Below are 17,676 nucleotides of genomic sequence, written 5' to 3' on the forward strand. Positions count from 1 at the left end.
CGGCCGATGCTGCCACCGGAGCTGCCTCCGCTGCCCGCGCTGACCCGCGCCGAGGGCGAGTTGATCGACCGTTATCTGGACGTGGTCGACCTGCTGGGCCGTATCAACCCGGCGCAGAACGAGGACACCTATCGTGGACTGCGCGCCGCGCAGGCGCTGGTGCGCGCCGCGTCCGAGCTGCGTGACGCACTCGCCCTGATGCATCGACGGGGCGAGACGGAGCTTCACGGGGACACGCTGGCACGGGCGTTGCGGGTGCTCGACGGTGAGCGCCGGACCGCGCGCGTCGCACTCCCGCCCGACTGCGTACGGTGACGCCCGGCGAAGTCCGCAGCGACGCGTCCACCGGTCGGCCGGGCCGGAGTTGAAACGACCCAAAGGAGTTACCGCCGTTCGGCGGAGGATGGCGTGGTTTTACCTGACCGCCGGGGCCGCTCAAGGTGCGTGCTCAAAGCTACCCGCGGAGGGCTTCGGCGCAGGTCCGGGGCTACGTCGGGCAGTTGACGACTAATCGAACACAGCGCTGTCCACCCGAACGGGTGGGTGGTGAGTAACCCCACAAATCTCCGGTTCCGTTGGGATTTTCGGACAGGCGTGAGTGAAGATCCCTGTCTGACGACAAGCCCCCGCCACAACGGCGAGGCGATCCGGGCGGACGCCGAGTCCTGCCGCCGCACGGATGCCCGGTCGACGGAAGTGGATCGGCAGGAGTGGAGGACCCAAGCACGACGGGTCGCCGGCACGGTCGCACCATGACCGGGCCGCGCAGCCCTTGGGGTGAAGCCGTGACAACGCGGCCGGGCAACTTCGCCAGCCCGAATCCGACAGGTCATCCTTCACAGGCGGCTGACGAAGGGTTGCGCATGACTGCGCTCAATCGTGTCCCGTCGCTGATGGCGCGGGCCGGCACGGCCTCGGCGCTCACCATCGCCGCCGTGGGCGGCTCCATCGTGATCCCGGGTGTCGCCTCCGACGCCTCGGCCGCCACGATGGGGACGAAAGCACTCCAGGTCGCGGCCTCGAAGAAGGGCTCGCCCTACAGGTGGGGTGCCACCGGGCCGAACCGGTTCGACTGCTCCGGGCTCACGCTGTACTCGTTCAAGAAGGCGGGCAAGAAGCTCCCGCGTACGGCGGCCCAGCAGTACAACAAGACCCGTCACATCTCGGCCGGCAACCGCAAGGCCGGGGACCTGGTCTTCTTCCACTCGGGTTCCAGCGTGTACCACGTCGGCATCTACGCCGGGAAGGGAAAGATCTGGCACGCCCCGAAGACCGGGGACGTGGTGAAGCTCCAGAAGATCTGGACGCGGAGCGTCTGGTACGGCCGGGTCAGCTGACCCACCCAGCGGCCGGCCGGCGGGAACTCGGGGCTACGGTTCCTGCTGGCCGGCGGCGGTGACCGTGCCGGCCGGGACTGCCCAGGGCAGTTGGATGAAGACGGTCTTGCCGCCCTCCCGGGTGGGGCGCACCCGGAGCTTGCCGCCGCACTCCGCGGTGAGCCAGCGGATGATGACCATGCCGCGCCCGTTGTCCTGCTGGACCGCGGCCGGGAGTCTCTTGGGGAAGCGCGGATGGCTGTCCGTGACGCCGATGCGCAGCTGTTCGTCACGGTCGAGGACGAGTCCCACCGTGAAGGTGGGTGACTGCCCGAAGGTGTGCTGCACCGCGTTGGTGGCGAGTTCGGAGACGATGAGGCGGATGGTGTCCGCGGTCTCCGTCTCCGGTGGCAGCCCCCATTCCGCGAGGATGCCCAGCACATAGGAGCGGGCCGCGGAGACCGAGGCGGGATCGCTCGGCAGAGTGATGGATGCTTCCAGGTGGTCTGCCATGGCGACGTCGTCCCTTTCCCACGGGACCGGAGCCCGACACGGTGCGGATGGTTCGAGTACGGTCCCGGACTGGTGCTTCTTCGTCAGACTGCCATTACCAGGGCGGTCAGGGGAGCGATCCACCAAGATATGCATATATCTGTCGCTCGATGCGGTGAACTCTGCGACCTCAGAGCGTATTTGGGCGGCCCGGAAGGAGTAAGGAGTAGCCCATGCAGAACGGTCCCGCGGTACGCCGCCGGAAACTGGGCGCCGAACTGCGCACACTGCGCACCGGCGCCGGCCTCACGAGCGGTGAGGCCGCCCGTCTGGTGGGCTGGCATCAGTCGAAAGTGAGCCGGATCGAGACCGGTGCCAGCGGTGTGAAACCGGCCGATGTGCGGTTACTCCTCGACGCCTACGGCGTGATCGAGGGGCAACTGCGCGAGTTGCTGCTGGTGTTGGCGGGGTCGGAGGACACCGCCGGGCGGCACCACTGGTGGCACGCCTATCGTGGGGTACTGCCGCCCACCTACCGGGATTTCATCAGTCTGGAGTCGCAGGCCAGCGCGATGCGCACGCTGGAGACCTCGGTCGTACCGGGGCTGCTGCAGACCCCCGAGTACGCGCGTGCCGTGACCCGGGCGGCCGTCGACGGGCTCGACGAGGAGGCCCTGGACGCCCTCGTGAAAGTGCGTCTGGCCAGGCAGGACGTCCTGCGCAACCATCCGCCGCTGGAGCTCAGCGCGGTGCTTGACGAGGCGGTGCTGCGCCGGGAGGTCGGCGGCCCCGGCGTGATGGCCCGACAGCTGGAGCGGCTGGTGGAGGCGGCCCGGCTGCCCCAGGTACGGCTCCAGGTGCTGCCGTTCTCGGCCGGGGCCCATATCGGCATCACCGGGCCTTTCGTAATCTTCTTATTTCCGAGCACTTCTGATCTGGATGTGGTTGTTCTCGACCAGTTGACGAGTAGCCTCTACCTCGAACGGAAAGAAGACCTCCAGGCCTACGCGGAGGCCTTCAACGCCCTTCAGGTCCACGCCCTTTCGCCCGAGGACTCGTTGGATTACATCGCCGGGATAGGTGACGGCGCGTAAGGAGGCACCATGACTGCACTGCCTCGGAACGTACCTTCAAGTGCTGATCTGCACGGACTGCGGTGGCTGCGCAGCAGCTACAGCACCGGAGCGAACAACTGCGTGGAGACGGCACGGCCGCGCTCCGGTCGGCTGACCGGACTGCTCGCCGTGCGCGACTCCAAGGATCCGGCCGGACCCGCGCTGCTCTTCTCCCCCGAGAGCTGGGTGGGTTTCGTGTCGGCGCTCACCGGCTGATCAGCCCGTAACCGACTCCGTATCCGCATTCGGTCAGGACCCGGCCGTGTCACGCCGACTCATGGTCGTGTCTCACCGATCACCTGTACAGCGCGTTCGATCTCGGCCCCGGAGAGGTCCGCCCGGGCGGTCAGCCTGAGCCGTGAGATGCCGTCCGGCACGGACGGCGGACGGAAACAGCCCACGGCCAGGCCTGCCGTACGGCAGTCGGCCGCCCAGCGCACGGCCCCCTCCGGGGACGGGGCCCGCACGGAGACCACCGCGGCGTCCGGACGCACCGCTTCCAGACCCGCGGCGGTCAGCCGTGCGTGCAGCTCCGCGGCCACCTCACGGGCCCGCACCGCACGTTCGGGCTCACGGCGCAGCAGCCGTAGCGCCGCCAGGGCCGCGCCCGCCGCGGCGGGGGCCAGGCCGGTGTCGAAGATGAAGGTCCGGGCCGCGTTCACCAGATGGTCGATCACCCGGGCCGGGCCGAGCACGGCCCCGCCCTGGCTGCCCAGCGACTTGGACAGGGTCGCCGTGACCACCACGTCCTCGGCGCCGGACAGCCCGGCCGCCTGCGGCGCGCCCCGCCCGCCGTCCCCGAGGACCCCGAGCCCGTGGGCGTCGTCCACGAGCAGCCCGGCGCCGCGCTCCCGGCAGGCCGCGGCCAGGGCGGCCAGCGGTGCCGCGTCGCCGTCCACCGAGAACACCGTGTCGGAGACGAGGACCGCGGGTCCCTCATGGGTGCCGAGCGCCTTGCGCACGGCGTCCGGGTCGGCGTGTCCGACGACCTGGGTGGCGCCCCGGGCCAGCCGGCAGCCGTCGATCAGGGAGGCGTGGTTGAGGGCGTCGGAGACGATCAGGGAGCCGTGCGGGCCGAGGGTGGTGACGGCGGCGAGGTTGGCGGCGTAGCCGGAGGAGAAGACCAGGGCCGCCTCGAACCCGCAGAATTCGGCCAGCTCGCGCTCCAGCTCGGTGTGGAGTTCGGTGGTGCCGGTGACCAGCCGGGAGCCGGTGGAGCCGCCGCCCCAGGTCCGGGCCGCCCCGGCCGCGCCCTCGGCGACCTCCGGGTGGTGGGCGAGGCCCAGATAGTCGTTGCTCGCCAGATCCAGCAGCGGCGAGTCGGCGGGACGGGGGCGCAGGGTCCGTACCAGTCCGGCGCGGCGGCGCAGTTCCGCCTGTTCGTCGATCCAGCCGAACGCCATGGCTCCTCCGGAGAATTTGTAGGCAGTGGACAGACCCTAGCGGGACCACCAGCCACCCACTGTGTGGCAATACCCACACCCAGAATTATCAGGCACAGGATCAACACAGGTCAGGGGCTGTATCACACCCTAGACTGAAGATCGTTTCTCACGGTCACCGTTGCCGCCCCGACAGCCGCACACCGCGTAGGACTGACAGGCCTGGCAGGCCGGGCTCGCAAGGCGGCAGCCGGTGCCGGGCAGGCACCGCGCTCAACCCACTGCGGCTGCGAACCGACGCCCCAGACTGTAGGTGCACAGCGCACGGATGCCGATGCCCTGACCACAGGGCGCTTCGGTCCCCCGGGAGCCGGACGACGGGCCGTCGCCGTCGGAGCCCCCGGAGCTGCCTCACTCCCCCGCCGGCCGATCCCGTCGGAATGTACGCCGCGAACTGCCCCGCCCAGTGACACCGTGGTCCAGCGTCAAGGCCGTCGTCGTCGAGGATGTACGCCTTGGCGAGGAGATCACTGAAGGCGTCGGCGGCGCGAGGGCCCCGCCCCGTCATCCATGAACACGTGCAGCGTCAACCTCATGTATTCAGCTATGAAAGTGATCTGACGTCCCGACAGGAGAAGGGTGCCTCCCACCTGCGATGATCTGACTGCTGAGATCAAGAACGTCGCGGAGAAGAGCCACCCAACAGGTGCAGGTTACCGAATGGGATCACCGGCTTGCCGTGCGGGCCGACGGCAAGAACCTGATCGGCCACGCGGGCGTGGTGCTGCTGCGGAAGGTCGCCGGCCGCACCGGCTTGGCCGCCGCGCTGAGTGCGGCGTTGCCGAAGGGCGCCGGGCCGGCGGGACCGGGGCATGGCGCTGGTCCAGCTGGCCTGTGCGATCGTGCGCGGCGCGACGAACGTCCTTCAGGCCGAGCAACTCCAGTACCACTGGCGTGCGGTGTTCGAGCGGCCGGTTTCGGACAGCACCCTGCGCCGCGCCCTGGCCGCGATCGACACCCCGGTCGCAGCCAGGGTGGAACGCGCCCGTGCCGCGATACGCCGCGTGGTGTGGACGCTGCTCGCCCTGCGGCCCGGCGGTTTCCCCTGGATCCGGGTGTGCGGCCGGGAGCTGACCGGCTGGTACGTCCTGGACCTGGATGCGGCCATCGTGACCTGCACCAGCCGCAAGGAAGGCGCGGCGGGCACCTTCAAGGGCAGCTTCGGTCACATGCCGCTGGGGGCGGGGGTGGCCAACACCCGTGAGTGCGTCGCCATGCTGCTGCGGCCCGGCAACGCGCCACCGAACGATGTCGACGACCACAAGAACGTCCTGGCCTCGGCGTTTCGGCAGCTCCCGCTGCCGCTGTGGTCGAAACTGCTGGTGCGGATCGACGGCGCGGCCTTCAGCCACGAGGTCCTGGACCATCTCCAGAGTCTGACCACCAGCCGGCGACGGGTGCGCTGGGTGACCGGCTGGGCCAGCAACGCCACGGACGAGCAGGCCATCGCGCACATCGTGCCCACCGCCATACCCAGCATCGAAGGTCCCCACCTGCTGAGGCGTCTCGGCGCAGCGCCGAGCGGTGGCCCCGACCGGCGTGTCGCCCCAGCCGGCCGCGGCAAGCAGGTCGTACCAGCCGGGACCGGCGCCGTAGGGCAGATGGCGGCGCTGAGCGCGTAGGCCAGGGCCAGACGCGGGAGCAGGGCGTGCACCTCGTCGGCGAGCCCGGCCGGGAGGCTCTCCCGGGGCTGAGAGTGCGCAGCACCGGGATCCAGGTGCGCCGTGAGCCTCCCCAGGAGGATCAATCCGTGTCGTCGGTCTCTGCTGTGAGCCACAGCTCGAAACAGTTCCGACGGGCCAGTTGCATCACTCCGATCGTGGCGCGGCCTGCCACGCCTGCGCGGGGACCGAAGACCTCGATGAGGAGGTCGGTGGCGCCGGAGGCGACCTGGTGGACGTCCTCGAAGTCGGCGGTGCACACGACGAAGCAGAGGGCACGGACCATGGAGGTGACCCTGTCGAGGGAGCCCAGGGCGAGCCGGATGCCTCCCAGAGCGTTGATCGCGGCGGCACGGGCGGCCTCCCGGCCCTGGCTGAGCGTGAGGTCGTCGCCCAGCCGGCCGGGGTGGAGGATGGTGCCGGTCCGGTCTTCCGGGGTGTACCCGCTGAGGAAGAGCAGGCGGCCGCTGCGGTGGAAGGCCTTGACGGTGCCGTAGCGGCCCCCGTACGGGGGATCACGGAAGTCGGGAATCTCCAGGCCGAGACGGGCGGCGCGGATCTCGGCGCTCTCGAGGTTCTCACCGGCGTTCACGGGCGGTCCAGCAGGCGTCGTGGAGTGGTGACGAGGATGCGGTGGACGGCCTCGGAACCGACCTGGCGTTCCAGAGCGGGTGCGATACGGCGGAAGAGGTGCTCGTAGCCGAAGCCTCCGTTGTGCAGGAGGTGGGACTGTGTCCACACGTCGCAGCCGATCACGAGCTGGTCGGTGTGTCCTTCCGACAGCAGCCATTCGGCCATGTCGAGGCGTTCGTGGTCGGCGGGCGAGCGTAGGTCGGGGCTGCCGTAGAAGAAGTCGGTACCGAAGGTGTCGTACTCCAGGACGGCTCCGGTCTGGGCGGCGTCTCGGTGGTAGGAGCGGTCGAGGACCTCGTCCATGTGGCTGAGCACGACGCGATCGGCCGGCATGCCCTGCCTCAGCAGCAGTTCGACCAGGAGCAGGGCGTCCTGGCCGCGGAAGGAGACGTGCACGTTGACGGTGCACCCGCTGATGGCGGCCGCCTGTCCCGCGGCCGCCACCACGCGCAGTTCCGCCTCGGTGGGCGGGTGGCTGGTGCCCAGTTCGCCGATCAGGGCCGGGCTGATGCCGGTGTCGTCGATGCCGTCGCTCAGATCGGCGAGCAGCCGTTCGGTGAGGGTGTCGACGGAGGCGGTCCGGATTTCCCGCGGGTGGGTGGCCTCGACGTACCAGCCGGTGCCGACGCAGATGGTGACGCCGGTGCGGCGGGACATCTCGGGCAGGTGCGCCAGGCGGCGGCCCATGCCGTCCAGGGTCAGCTCGACGACGGCGGCTCCGCCCGCGGCGCGCAGCGCGGTCAGCTCGGCCGTCGCGACCTCGGGGTCGTGCAGGACGAGGTTGCCGGGCACGGACAGGGCGTTCCAGCGCAGCCGGGCCATGTCGTGCGGGCGGATGGGACCGGTCAGGGGGGCCTCGCCCGGCGGCGCGGGCCGCGCCCACACTCTGAGGTCGCTCAGGAGGTGCTCGTGCATGGAGGTCGGGCCGAGTGTGCCGGCGTCGACCGGGCCCAGCACCGTGTGAATAGGCATGCGTGTCCTCGGGGAAAGGGAGTGCGGCCGGTTCAGCCGGTCGTGGCGGGCCGGTCCAGGAGGCGGCGGGGGCCGTCCACGAGCAGGGCGTCCAGCAGGTGCTGTGGGACGCCGCGGTCGCGGAGGGCCGGGACGATCCGGCGCAGGAGGTGGTCGTAGCCCATCCCGCCCCAGCGGCGCAGCTGGGTCTTGGTCCACACCGAGCAGCCGAGGACCATGCGGTCGGCGAAGCCTTCGGCGAGGAACTCCTGTGCGGCATCGAGGCGTTCGGCGTCCGTGGGGTCCTTGTAGCCGTCGCGGTAGTAGGCCTCGTTGCCGAAGCACCACTCCGTGGTGGTTCCGGCGGCCGCGAGTTCACGCAGGTAGGGCTTGTCCATGTACTCGTCGACGTTGGAGAGGACGACGCGTTCGGCGGGAAGTCCGGCTGCCGTCAGCAGTTCCAGTACGTCGAGGCCGAGGCGTGCGCCCGGGTCGAGCCGGACGGCGACCGCGGCCCCGCAGCGGGCCGCGGCGCGGGCCGCTGCGCGCAGGACGCGGCGTTCGGCGGGGTCGAGGGGTGCGCTGGTGCCGAGGAGGCCGAGGAGGCCGGCGCGGTAGTCGACGCCGGGTATGTGGTCGGTCAGTGCCTCGTGGAACAGTTTCTCCAGGCCCTGCTCGTCCAGGGCGCGCAGCCACGCGGGATGGGAGCGGGCCAGGTAGGCGCCGTAGCCCGTCACGATGTGCAGGCCGGATGCCCGGGAGAGCGCGGGGAGTTCGCGGTGGCGGGGGCCGAGTCCGAACGTGGTGAGGTCGACCGCGCAGGACTGGCCCAGCACACGTGCGGGCGCGAGTTCCGTGGCGGTTGCCGCGGGGTCGTCGAGGACGAGGTTGTCCTCCAGGGCCAGCAGGTTCCAGTGCAGGAAGCCGAGGTTCTCGATGCCGACCCGGGTGTCGTCGGGCAGTGGTTCGCGTGGTGGCCGGTGCAGGACGCGGGCGTCGGACAGGAGGTGCTCGTGCATGGAGGTCGGGCCGAGATCGGAGGCGTCGATGGGGCCCAGGACGGTCTCGATCACGGTGTCCTCCCGGTGTGGTGGCACTCGCTCATGCGGTGCGGCCGGCCAGGTGGGTGCGGTCTGCCCGCTCGACCTCGGGGTTGGGCGCCGCGGTGTCCAGCCAGCGCAGTACCTCGTGCTGTTCGACCAGGGCGTCCCGCTGGAGGTAGTGGATGGCGCGCAGCGCCGCGTCGTGGGCTTCCCTGCTGGATCCGCCGACGCAGTCGGTGACCACACGCACCCGGTAGTCGTGCTGGTGGGCGTCGACGGCGGTGTAGTGGACGCAGACGTCGGTGAGTCCGCCGATGAGGATGAGGGTCTCGGCGCGATAGGCCTTGAGCACGATCTCGAGTTCGGTGCCGAAGAACGCGGAGTAGCGGCGCTTGCGGATCAGGAACTCGTCGGGGCGCGGCCGCAGGCCCTGGGACAGTTCCGTCTCCGGCCAGCCTTCGATGCAGTGCGGTCCTTCGGAGCCGTCGAGTTCGCGTCCGATGTCGACGAGGTTGGGCTTGTGGACCTCCTGGATCCAGACGACCGGGATGCCCTGTTCACGGGTGCGGCGGATCAGCTCGTGCACCCTGGGCATCCGCTCGGCGCGTCCGTCCATGTGGGGGATCTCGGTGCGGGCCGCGGAGGGTTCGACGTCGCCGCCCTGGATGTCGACGACGATCAGGACGGTGTTGCCGACTGTGTTCATGCGGGTGGTTCCTCTCTCAGTGCGGGTGTGACGGACCTCAGGTGAGGGCCAGGCGGCGGTCGGCGAGGACCTGGAGGACGTCGACGACGGTGTTGAGGACGACGTAGACCACGCCGAGGAGCAGCGCCACCCCGGTGATGCCCGGGAGGTCGGCGGCGGCGACGGAGGCGTCCAGGTAGGAGCCGACTCCGGGCCAGTCGAAGATCTTCTCGACCACGACGAGTCCGGCGAGCAGGGCACCTGCCTGGATGCCGATCATGGACAGGGTGGGCCCCAGGGAGTTGCGGACGGCATGCCGCAGCAGGACCGCGCGTTCGGTGAGACCGGCCGAGCGGGCGGTCCGGGCGTGGTCGGCCGCCAGGTTGGCGGTGAGCCCGTCGACCAGGACCCGGCCGATGGCGACGGCGGGCGAGATCGCGGCGCACAGGGCCGGGAGTGCGAGGTGGGTGACGGCGTCGCCGAACACCTCCGGCCGTCCGGCCAGGAGGCTGTCGACGAGCAGGAATCCGGTCGGACCGGTGGGCGCGTCCCGGTAGGAGGTGCGTCCGCCGGCCGGCAGCCAGCCCAGCCGGCCGTAGAAGACGAGGACGGCGACCATGCCGAGCAGGAAGGTGGGGGCGGCGGCACCCGAGAACAGCACGGCGCGCAGGATCCCGGCGCCGCGCGCGCCGATCGCCGAGACGTAGGCGAAGGCGGCGCCGAGGAGCACGGCCAGGATCAGGACGCAGCCGGCGAGTTCGAGGCTGGCGGGCAGCACGGCGGCGAGGTCGGAGGCGACGGGTGTGCGGGTGCGCAGCGAGTTCTGCAGGTCACCGTGGAGCAGGCCGGACAGGTAGTGCAGATAGCGAGGCACGAGGGGCTGGTCCAGTCCGAGGCGGGCACGGGCCGCGTCGAGTGCGGCCTGGGAGGCGTTGGCGCCGGCATAGGCCTTGGCGGGGTCCGTGCCGGACACCTGCTGAAGGGTGAACAGGGCCACGGTCAGGGCGAGCAGCACGCCGAGCATCGCCGCGACGCGGCGCAGCGCGAAGGTCACGGGGTGGGTCCTTTCCGGTGCGAGGGCGGGTTCACCGGCGGCGCAGCAGATCGCGTACGGCGTCGCCCGCGTAGTTGGCGACCAGGGCGAGCAGCATCACCGCGATGCCCGGCACGATCGGCACCCACCAGGAGGTCAGCAGGTAGGGCATGCCCTGGGCCGCCATCGCGCCCAGTTCCGGCGCGGGGGCCGGGGAGCTGAGGCCGACGAAGGACAGCGCGGACAGGGCGACGACCAGCGAGCCGACGTCCAGGCTGGCGGCCACGACGAGGGTGGAGCGGACGCCGGGCAGCAGGTGGCGGACGACGCGCCGGCCCCAGGGAACGCCGGCCAGCCGGGCCGCCTCCAGGTGCGGGCGGGCCGCCCAGGCGCGGATCTCGCCGCGGACGAGACGGGCGTACATCGGCCACCACACGACCGCGATCCCGATGAGTGCGCTGTGGTAGCTCGCCCCGAGGGAAGCGGCGACGGCCATCGCGATGACGAGGCCCGGCAGGGCCAGGAACAGGTCGGTCACCCGCATCAGCACCGAGTCCGCCCAGCCGGGCAGGGCTCCGGCGAGGACGCCGACGACACCGCCGGCGAGCACCCCGGAGGCGATCACGACAGCCGCCGCGAACAGGCTGGCCCGCATCCCGTACAGCACGCGGGCCAGCAGGTCGTAGCCGAGGGCGTCGGTGCCCAGCAGGTGGCCGGGGCTGCCCGGGGACAGGAACGCCTCGCCACTGCGCAGGACGGGACTGTGCGGGCTGACCAGCGGGGCGAGCAGGGCCAGCGCGACGAGCACCGCGAGCGCCCCCAGGGCGAGCCGGTCTCCCGCCGCGGGACGGAGACGGCCCGCTGCCGGGGTGGCGGCGGTGCGCTGCCGGCCGCCGGTCAGGAAGCCGAGGGCGGTCATCGGGAACCTCCGGTCGTCGTGCGCCGCCGGTGGCGGGTTCGGGGTACGGCGTCGAGGGGACTGCAGGAGCGGTGCCCGGCGCGCCGCGGGCATCCGGGCGCGACGCACCGCGTCCTGGCCGGCGGCGGGCTGACCGCGGTCATCCGGGATCACTCCTCGTCGTCAGCCGCCGACGCGGTCGGGGTACGGCATTCAGGAGCGCGCGGGTGTAGTGCTCGGCGGGCTCGGTGCACACGCGCTCGGTGGGGCCCACCTCGACGATGCGGCCCGCCTGCATCACGGCGATCCGGTCGGCGACGAGGCGGGCCGCCGCCAGGTCGTGGGTGACGAACAGGACGGACATGCCCAACTCCCTTCGGAGCCGGCCGAGGAGATCGAGCACGGTGGCGGCGAGCGTCACGTCCAGGGCGGACGTCGGCTCGTCGCAGAGCAGGACGCGCGGCGGCACGACGACCGCGCGGGCGATGGCCGCGCGCTGCCGCTGGCCGCCGGAGAGCTGGTCGCCCCGGGCGCCCGCGATGTCGGCGGGCAGGCCCACGGTGGCGAGCACGTCCGTCACCGCCGCCCGGCGCCGGGCGCGGTCCAGGCCGGAGGCGGTCAGGGCCAGGCGTTCCTCCAGCATGTCGCCGACGGTGAGCCAGGGGGTGAGGGAGGAACCGGCGTCCTGGAAGACCATCTGGGGGGTGCCGCCGGCCACCGACACCTCGCCGGAGGTGGCGTGTTCGAGTCCGGCGACGATACGCAGCAGGGTGGACTTGCCGCAGCCGCTCTCCCCCACGAGGGCCACCGCCTCGCCCTGCGCGATGTCGAGGTCGACGCCGCGCAGGGCGTGCAGTTCGCGGCGGGCCGAGGGCGGTCCGGAGCGGAACACCCGGGTGGTGCCGCGCATTCGTACGGCGAGTTCGTCGCCGATGACCAGCTCGGGCCAGCGTGCGGGCAGGTCGCGGTCGGCCGCCGGGGCGCGGCCGGAGGTCAGGACGCCGTCCGCCTCCACGGCCCGGCCGTGCCCGCCGCCCGCCAGCTCGACGACGGTGGGCACGGCCGTGTCCTCCTGCTCCCCCGGCGTGGCGGTGCGTCGGGTCAGTGGCCGGTCCCGGGGGGTGTCCAGACCGATCCGGGAGGCGAGCAGGCCCTGTGTGTAGGGGTGCCGGGGATCGTTGAGCACCTGTTCGGTGGTGCCGTTCTCGACGAGGAGTCCCCGGCGCATCACGGTGATCCGGTCGCTGATCTGCGCGGCCACGCCCAGGTCGTGGGTGACGAACACCATGGCGCAGCCGATCTCGTCGCGCAGCGACAGGAGCAGGTCGAGGATCTGCGCCTGGACGGTGACGTCGAGTGCGGTGGTGGGTTCGTCGGCGATGAGCAGGGACGGTGTGCGGGCGATGGCCAGCGCGATCATCACGCGCTGCCGCAGTCCGCCGGAGAGTTGGTGAGGAAAGGCCTTGAGCCGCTGTTCGGGGTCGGGTATGCCGACGGCCGTCAGCAGGCGGATCCGTTCGGCCCGGTCGCGCTGGACCTCGCCCAGTTGGGCGCCGACGGTCATGGTGGGGTCCAGCGAGGTCATCGGGTCCTGGAAGACGGCGCCGACGTGGCCGCGGCGGACCCGGCGGCGCATCCCGTCGTCGGCGGTGAGCATGTCGGTGCCGTTCAGCAGGACCGATCCATGGGCGTGGGGCCGTGACCGGTGTGGGAGCAGTCCCATCGCGGCCAGACCCAGCACGCTCTTGCCCGAGCCGGACTCCCCCACCATGGCGACGATCTCGCCGGGTCGCACGTCCAGGCTGACGCCGCGGACGGCGTGTACGTTCTGGCCGGCGCGGGTGAGGTGCACATGCAGGTCGCGCACCGAGAGCACCGGTCCGGGGCCGTCGGTCCTCGCCCCGTACTCCGCCGCCCCGGCTGCGGCCCCGTCCGCCACCGTGTCATCCGCGGGACGGGCCGGTGCCGGGCCGTCCGCGGTCCTGGTCGGCATGCCGTTCGCCGCTTTGTTCGTCGCCATGTCAGGAGCGGCCGAGGGCTGCGAAGTGCAGGACGTTGTACTCCAGCAGGTTTTGGGCCTTGCGGGTGCCGGTGATGCCGGGGACGGTGAGCAGGGTGGTGTTGAGGGAGCCGATGGAGAACCAGTACCGGGAGTCGATGACCGAGCGGGCCACGGCCGTGTAGGCGGAGGTGCCGGTGGTGGTCAGGGCCTTGTCGAGGTCGGTGGTCAGGCCGTCGACCTGGGCGCCGTAGAGGTCCAGGCCGCCTTTGGGGGTGTAGATGATGCGGGCCCAGGAGTCGGGGTGGCCCGCGTCCGGGAAGACTCCGAAGACCGCGAGGTCGGGGGCGGCGTCGAGGTCGTCGGTGAGTTTGTAGATGGAGCCCGCGGCGTAGGCGACGGCTTCGGCCTTGAGGCCGGCGCTGTTCATCCGGGAGGCGAGTTCCTCGGCGACCGCCTTGCCGTCGGCGCTGCTCGCCGCGTACCCGACGCGGACCGTGCGGCCCTGGGCGGGTGCGGTGCGTGCGAGGGCGGCGAGGGCGGTGTCGTCGTAGGTGATGCCCTGGTCGTCGGCGGAGCTGTCGAGCATGCCCTTCGGGAAGAGCTGGCCGGTGGGCTTCTCCAGGCTGCCCATGGCGGCGGACAGGATGCTCTTGGTGTCGATGCCCGAGAAGAGCCGCTCCCGCTGCGCCGCCGTCCTGAACGCCCTGGACTTCGGGTTCACGTAGATCATCTGGGTGGTCATGTTGGGGAACGTGCTGGTCGTGACGGCTTTGCTGCCGCTGTACGACTCGAAGGCGGACTTGTTGAGGTTGCCGAGGATGGCGTCGATCTGCCCGCGTTCCAGCTCCAGTTGGGCCGCGGAGGCGTTCTGTGAGATCTCCAGGTCCACGGTGTCGAAGGTGGGCTTGGCCCCCCAGTAGTCCTTGTAGGCGGTCAGTTCGTAGCTGGTGCCGGTCTTGGCCGAGGTCAGTTCGTAGGGGCCGGTGCCCGCGTCATGGGTGGTCAGCCAGGTCTGGGCATGGTCCTTGCCCCCGTGCTTCTTCAGGGTCGCGGGGCTGATGAGCTTCAGACCGAAGGGCGAGGCAAGGTAGTCGAGGAAGGCGGAGTCGGGGGTCTTCAGGGTCAGTACGGCGGTGTGCTTGTCGGGGGTGGTGACCTTGGTGACGCCGGCTGTCATGTAGGCGGGACCGCCGTTGACGGCCGCGCGGCGCTGGACGGCGGCGGCGACCGCCTCCGAGGTGAGCGGGGTGCCGTCGTGGAAGGTGACGCCGTCGCGCAGGACGAAGGTGTAGGTGAGGCCATCCTCCGAGACCTTCCAGGAGGAGGCGAGGGAGGGGACGATCTTGGCCGTGTCGCTCCCGTCCTGGTACTTCACGAGGCCCTCGTAGGCGTTCTGGATGATGTTCAGGCCGGGACCGTCGTAGTTCACGTCGGGGTCCGGCGGGGTGGAGTAGGTCTGCACGACGGCCGCGGTGAAGACGTCCGTTCCGGCGGCACTGCCGGTCGCGGCGGCCGAGCAGCCGGTGAGCGTGAGAACCGTGGCGGCTGCGGCGGCGAGGCCGGCCCGGGCGGTGCGGCCGCGCGATGCGGTGGCGAGGTCTCGGCCCGCCGGAGCGGCGGTCATGGCGCTGGTTCGCATCAGGACCCTCTCGGTGAGGAGATCCGGCGGACGGGCCGCACGGAGGGATCGGGGATTCCTGTCAGTGACCGAAACCTAGGACGGAGTTGCCCGGAAAGGGTTTCCCGGGCGTTGCCCGGCATTGCCGGACGGTAAATTCTGTCGCTGATAGAAATCCCGGCGGGTGGTTGGTAGCGTGACTGGCCCCGGCGTCGAACCGCCGTGCCGTTCGGGCACCTTCGCGGCCGGGCCCGTAGGACCGTGGAGAGGACCCAGGTGCCGCAGGACGCACAGCAGACCGCTCCCGCGCTGCTGCTCAGGAACACGACCGTGATCGACGGCGCGGTGAACAAGCCGGTGCCCGCGCTGGACGTGCTCGTGGAGAACGGACGCATCCAGGCGGTGGCTCCCACCGGCACGCTGCCGCTGCCCGCAACGGCCGGGCCCGAGCGGCTGCAGTTCCTGGAATGCACCGGACTCACCGTGCTGCCGGGGTTCTTCGACTGCCACCTGCATGTGAGCACCCGCCCGGACGCCGACCGGTTCGACACGCTCATGGCTCCCGAGAGCCTGCTGACGCTGCGCTCCGTGCCCGTGCTGGCCTCGACGCTGGACGCCGGCATCACCACCGCCCGGGATCTCGCGGGCGCGGACTCCGGCTTCCGCAGCGCCGTCGAGGCCGGACACGTGCGTGGCCCGGCGCTCCAGATCGCGCTGCGGATCCTCAGCATCACCGGCGGGCACGGTGACTGGCGGACCGTCGGCGGAACCCCGCTCGACTCCGGCCCCGGCGCGGGCGTGGTGGCCGACTCGCCCGCCGGGTTCGTACGGGCCACCCGCGAGGTGGTGCGGGAGGGCGCCGACTGGATCAAAGTGGCGGCGACCGGAGGTATGTCGAGCCCGCGCGGCGCACCGGAGGCAGGCGGGCTGACGGAGGCCGAACTGCGCGCAGTGGTGGAGGAGGCAGAACGCCAGGGAGCAGTCGGTGTCGCCGCGCATGCCCAGGGAACCGCGGGCATCGCGGCCGCGGTACGCGCCGGTGTGCGCAGCATCGAGCACGGCTATCTGGTCGACGACCCGACCCTGCAGGAGATGGGCGAGCGCGGCACCTATCTGGTGCCCACCCTGTCCGCGCTGACCCGGCCCGCACCGCAGGACGGACCGCCGCACGAGATGGAGCGCCGTCACCGGATGCGCGAGACAGCGCTGGAGCGCCTCTCGACCGCGCTCACCAGCGGCGTCCCCGTGGCCCTGGGGACGGACGCGGGCATCGCCCCGCACGGGCGGAACCTGCGTGAACTGGCCCTGATGGTACGGCTGGGCCTCTCCCCCGCCGCCGCCATCGCTGCGGGCACCTCGGTCGCGGCCCGCATGTGCCGGCTGGACGACGAAGTGGGCACGGTCCGTGCCGGGATGCGGGCCGACCTCGTCGTCACCGGCGTGGACCCGCTCACCGACATCGCGGCGCTGGGCCATCCCGGCACGGTCCGCACCGTCATCCAGGCCGGGCGGATCGTCCGGCACACGGACGTGCCGTCGGACGCCGGACGGGAGAGGGCGGCATGACACACGACACCCCGCGAAGGGACGCCGGGACCGTCCGGCGGCAGACGCGTGAGGGCAAGCCGGGCAGGCCACGCTCCGAACCGAAGCAGCACAACGGGCTGAGCACCCGCGAGGAGATCCTCAGAGCCGCCTCGCAGTTGTTCGGCGAGCAGGGGTACGCCAAGACGACGACACGTCAGATCGCCGAGAGCGTCGGGATCAAGCAGTCCACGATGTACTACCACTTCGCCGACAAGCGGGCGATCCTCGCCTCGCTGCTCTCCAGCACCGTCACCCCGGCGCTGGAGTGCGCGGAGTGGCTGCGGGAACAGGACCTCGAACCCGCCGTGCGGCTCTGTGCGCTGATGGCCTTCGACCTTGAGACGCTCCTGAGCGACCGGCACAACCTGCATGTCGTCTACCACCTGCCGGAGCTGGAGGAGGACGACTTCGCTTCCACGCGATCGGCGCAGACCGCCCTGCGGGACGTCTACCGGGAGTTCGGCCACGCGGCTCTCGCCTCGCTCCACCCCGAGCAGGTGGCGGCTGAACTGGCCGAGGACCTGGACCTCCTCTTCGCCCTGGTCGAGGCGTCGGTGTCCCAGCGTCACTGGGGCGGCGAGGAGAACCGGGCCCAGTACGCCCGGTCCGCCCTGCGCGGCTCGCTGCGCCTGCTCGGCGTCGCCGGACACGTGATCCCGGACGTCGTGGCCCGCGCCGAGGAGGCCTTGGCCGGCTACCGGGCCGCGGGAGGCAGGCGCCCGGCTCCGCGCCGGTCACGCAGTACCGGTTGAGGTCCGGCCGGCCCTGTGCCGCCCCGGACAGCCATCGGCACCGGCTGACGGTGAACGTGCCGAGATCAAGCAGCCGACCCGCAGCCGGCCGCCCAGCCGGCAGGACCGAGAGTGCTCGGCGACACCCCAGTCGCCGAGCACCAGGACGGGGTTCCCCGGGCCGGGTGTTCGACTCGCCCGAGCAGCGCGGCTCGGGGACGGCCGCCTCCTCGAAGATCGTCAGGTGCGTGCCAGCCGTTCGATCAACTCCGGCCAGACAACAGGGTCATGGCCCGGGACCAGCTCGTAGCCCTTCTCCTCCGCCAGCCGCTTCAGGCGCCGGATCGGCTCCAGGGTCGCCTCCGGGGGGCACGCCGATCGAGGTGCCGGCGGGGCGTTCCTCGCTGATGTTCTCCGTCAGGTCGGCCGCGTCGCAGGTGAACACGTAACCGCCGCCTTGGGCGAGGTC

At 71.5% G+C, this 17,676-nt stretch carries 17 protein-coding genes and 1 riboswitch; of the genes, 7 read left to right on the forward strand and 10 right to left on the reverse strand.

Annotated elements, in window-relative coordinates; all coding sequences use genetic code 11:
• Window positions 1–6 precede the first annotated feature (6 nt).
• Complete coding sequence (locus tag ACGFZQ_RS49060; protein WP_046730013.1) at window positions 7–315, forward strand: hypothetical protein; 309 nt, start codon at window positions 7–9, stop codon at window positions 313–315.
• A gap of 331 nt (window positions 316–646) precedes the next feature.
• Window positions 647–860, forward strand: a riboswitch (cyclic di-AMP (ydaO/yuaA leader).
• Between the two features lie 3 nt (window positions 861–863).
• Window positions 864–1,337, forward strand: coding sequence for a C40 family peptidase (locus ACGFZQ_RS49065; protein ID WP_351698288.1), 474 nt, complete (start codon window positions 864–866; stop codon window positions 1,335–1,337).
• 33 nt (window positions 1,338–1,370) lie between these two features.
• On the opposite strand, the gene ACGFZQ_RS49070 is transcribed toward ACGFZQ_RS49065, so the two are convergent.
• Window positions 1,371–1,829: an ATP-binding protein gene (locus tag ACGFZQ_RS49070; protein WP_382530439.1), complete on the reverse strand. Its 459-nt coding sequence runs from the start codon at window positions 1,827–1,829 to the stop codon at window positions 1,371–1,373.
• A gap of 212 nt (window positions 1,830–2,041) precedes the next feature.
• Here ACGFZQ_RS49070 and ACGFZQ_RS49075 point away from each other — a divergent pair, with 212 nt between their 5' ends.
• Window positions 2,042–2,902 (forward strand): helix-turn-helix domain-containing protein, encoded by an 861-nt coding sequence (locus tag ACGFZQ_RS49075; protein ID WP_393846003.1) that lies wholly within the window; start codon window positions 2,042–2,044, stop codon window positions 2,900–2,902.
• A gap of 9 nt (window positions 2,903–2,911) precedes the next feature.
• On the forward strand, window positions 2,912–3,139 hold the full coding sequence (locus ACGFZQ_RS49080; RefSeq protein WP_393846004.1) for a DUF397 domain-containing protein: 228 nt from the start codon (window positions 2,912–2,914) through the stop codon (window positions 3,137–3,139).
• A 59-nt stretch (window positions 3,140–3,198) separates the two neighbouring features.
• Here the strand turns inward: ACGFZQ_RS49080 and ACGFZQ_RS49085 are convergent, their stop codons facing one another.
• On the reverse strand, window positions 3,199–4,326 hold the full coding sequence (locus tag ACGFZQ_RS49085) for an 8-amino-7-oxononanoate synthase (protein WP_393846005.1): 1,128 nt from the start codon (window positions 4,324–4,326) through the stop codon (window positions 3,199–3,201).
• An 851-nt stretch (window positions 4,327–5,177) separates the two neighbouring features.
• On the opposite strand from ACGFZQ_RS49085, the gene ACGFZQ_RS49090 reads away from it, so the two are divergent.
• Entirely contained in the window at window positions 5,178–5,987 is an 810-nt protein-coding gene (locus tag ACGFZQ_RS49090) for a hypothetical protein (RefSeq protein WP_393846006.1), read from the forward strand.
• A 121-nt stretch (window positions 5,988–6,108) separates the two neighbouring features.
• Here the strand turns inward: ACGFZQ_RS49090 and ACGFZQ_RS49095 are convergent, their stop codons facing one another.
• The 8 genes from ACGFZQ_RS49095 to ACGFZQ_RS49130 all read right to left on the reverse strand — a co-directional run bounded on the left by ACGFZQ_RS49095 (window position 6,109) and on the right by ACGFZQ_RS49130 (window position 14,910).
• A complete protein-coding gene (locus tag ACGFZQ_RS49095; protein WP_393846007.1) occupies window positions 6,109–6,618 on the reverse strand; it encodes a RidA family protein in 510 nt (169 codons plus the stop codon).
• Window positions 6,615–7,631: a phosphotriesterase gene (locus ACGFZQ_RS49100; protein WP_393846008.1), complete on the reverse strand. Its 1,017-nt coding sequence runs from the start codon at window positions 7,629–7,631 to the stop codon at window positions 6,615–6,617. Before ACGFZQ_RS49100 ends, ACGFZQ_RS49095 begins: the two co-directional genes overlap by 4 nt.
• A 32-nt stretch (window positions 7,632–7,663) precedes the next feature.
• On the reverse strand, window positions 7,664–8,683 hold the full coding sequence (locus tag ACGFZQ_RS49105) for a hypothetical protein (protein WP_393846009.1): 1,020 nt from the start codon (window positions 8,681–8,683) through the stop codon (window positions 7,664–7,666).
• Between the two features lie 28 nt (window positions 8,684–8,711).
• Entirely contained in the window at window positions 8,712–9,359 is a 648-nt protein-coding gene (locus ACGFZQ_RS49110) for a cysteine hydrolase family protein (protein WP_393846010.1), read from the reverse strand.
• Window positions 9,360–9,396: 37 nt separating this feature from the next.
• A complete protein-coding gene (locus tag ACGFZQ_RS49115; protein WP_393846011.1) occupies window positions 9,397–10,392 on the reverse strand; it encodes an ABC transporter permease in 996 nt (331 codons plus the stop codon).
• A gap of 31 nt (window positions 10,393–10,423) precedes the next feature.
• Window positions 10,424–11,290 carry an ABC transporter permease gene (locus ACGFZQ_RS49120; RefSeq protein ID WP_393846012.1) on the reverse strand — a complete coding sequence of 289 codons (867 nt, stop codon included), beginning with the start codon at window positions 11,288–11,290 and terminating at the stop codon, window positions 10,424–10,426.
• A gap of 139 nt (window positions 11,291–11,429) precedes the next feature.
• Complete coding sequence (locus ACGFZQ_RS49125) at window positions 11,430–13,289, reverse strand: ATP-binding cassette domain-containing protein (RefSeq protein ID WP_393846013.1); 1,860 nt, start codon at window positions 13,287–13,289, stop codon at window positions 11,430–11,432.
• Window position 13,290: 1 nt separating this feature from the next.
• Window positions 13,291–14,910: an ABC transporter substrate-binding protein gene (locus tag ACGFZQ_RS49130; protein ID WP_393846014.1), complete on the reverse strand. Its 1,620-nt coding sequence runs from the start codon at window positions 14,908–14,910 to the stop codon at window positions 13,291–13,293.
• Between the two features lie 240 nt (window positions 14,911–15,150).
• On the opposite strand from ACGFZQ_RS49130, the gene ACGFZQ_RS49135 reads away from it, so the two are divergent.
• Together ACGFZQ_RS49135 and ACGFZQ_RS49140 are read left to right on the forward strand one after the other, a co-directional pair.
• Entirely contained in the window at window positions 15,151–16,455 is a 1,305-nt protein-coding gene (locus tag ACGFZQ_RS49135; protein ID WP_393846015.1) for an amidohydrolase family protein, read from the forward strand.
• The gene (locus tag ACGFZQ_RS49140; RefSeq protein ID WP_393846016.1) at window positions 16,452–17,228 is read left to right on the forward strand and encodes a TetR/AcrR family transcriptional regulator; all 777 of its coding nucleotides are present in this window, start codon (window positions 16,452–16,454) and stop codon (window positions 17,226–17,228) included. The genes ACGFZQ_RS49135 and ACGFZQ_RS49140 overlap by 4 nt, the downstream gene beginning before the upstream one ends.
• Window positions 17,229–17,676 lie beyond the last annotated feature (448 nt).

The sequence above is a fragment of the Streptomyces sp. NPDC048254 genome, assembly GCF_043201895.1.
Classification (GTDB): domain Bacteria; phylum Actinomycetota; class Actinomycetes; order Streptomycetales; family Streptomycetaceae; genus Streptomyces.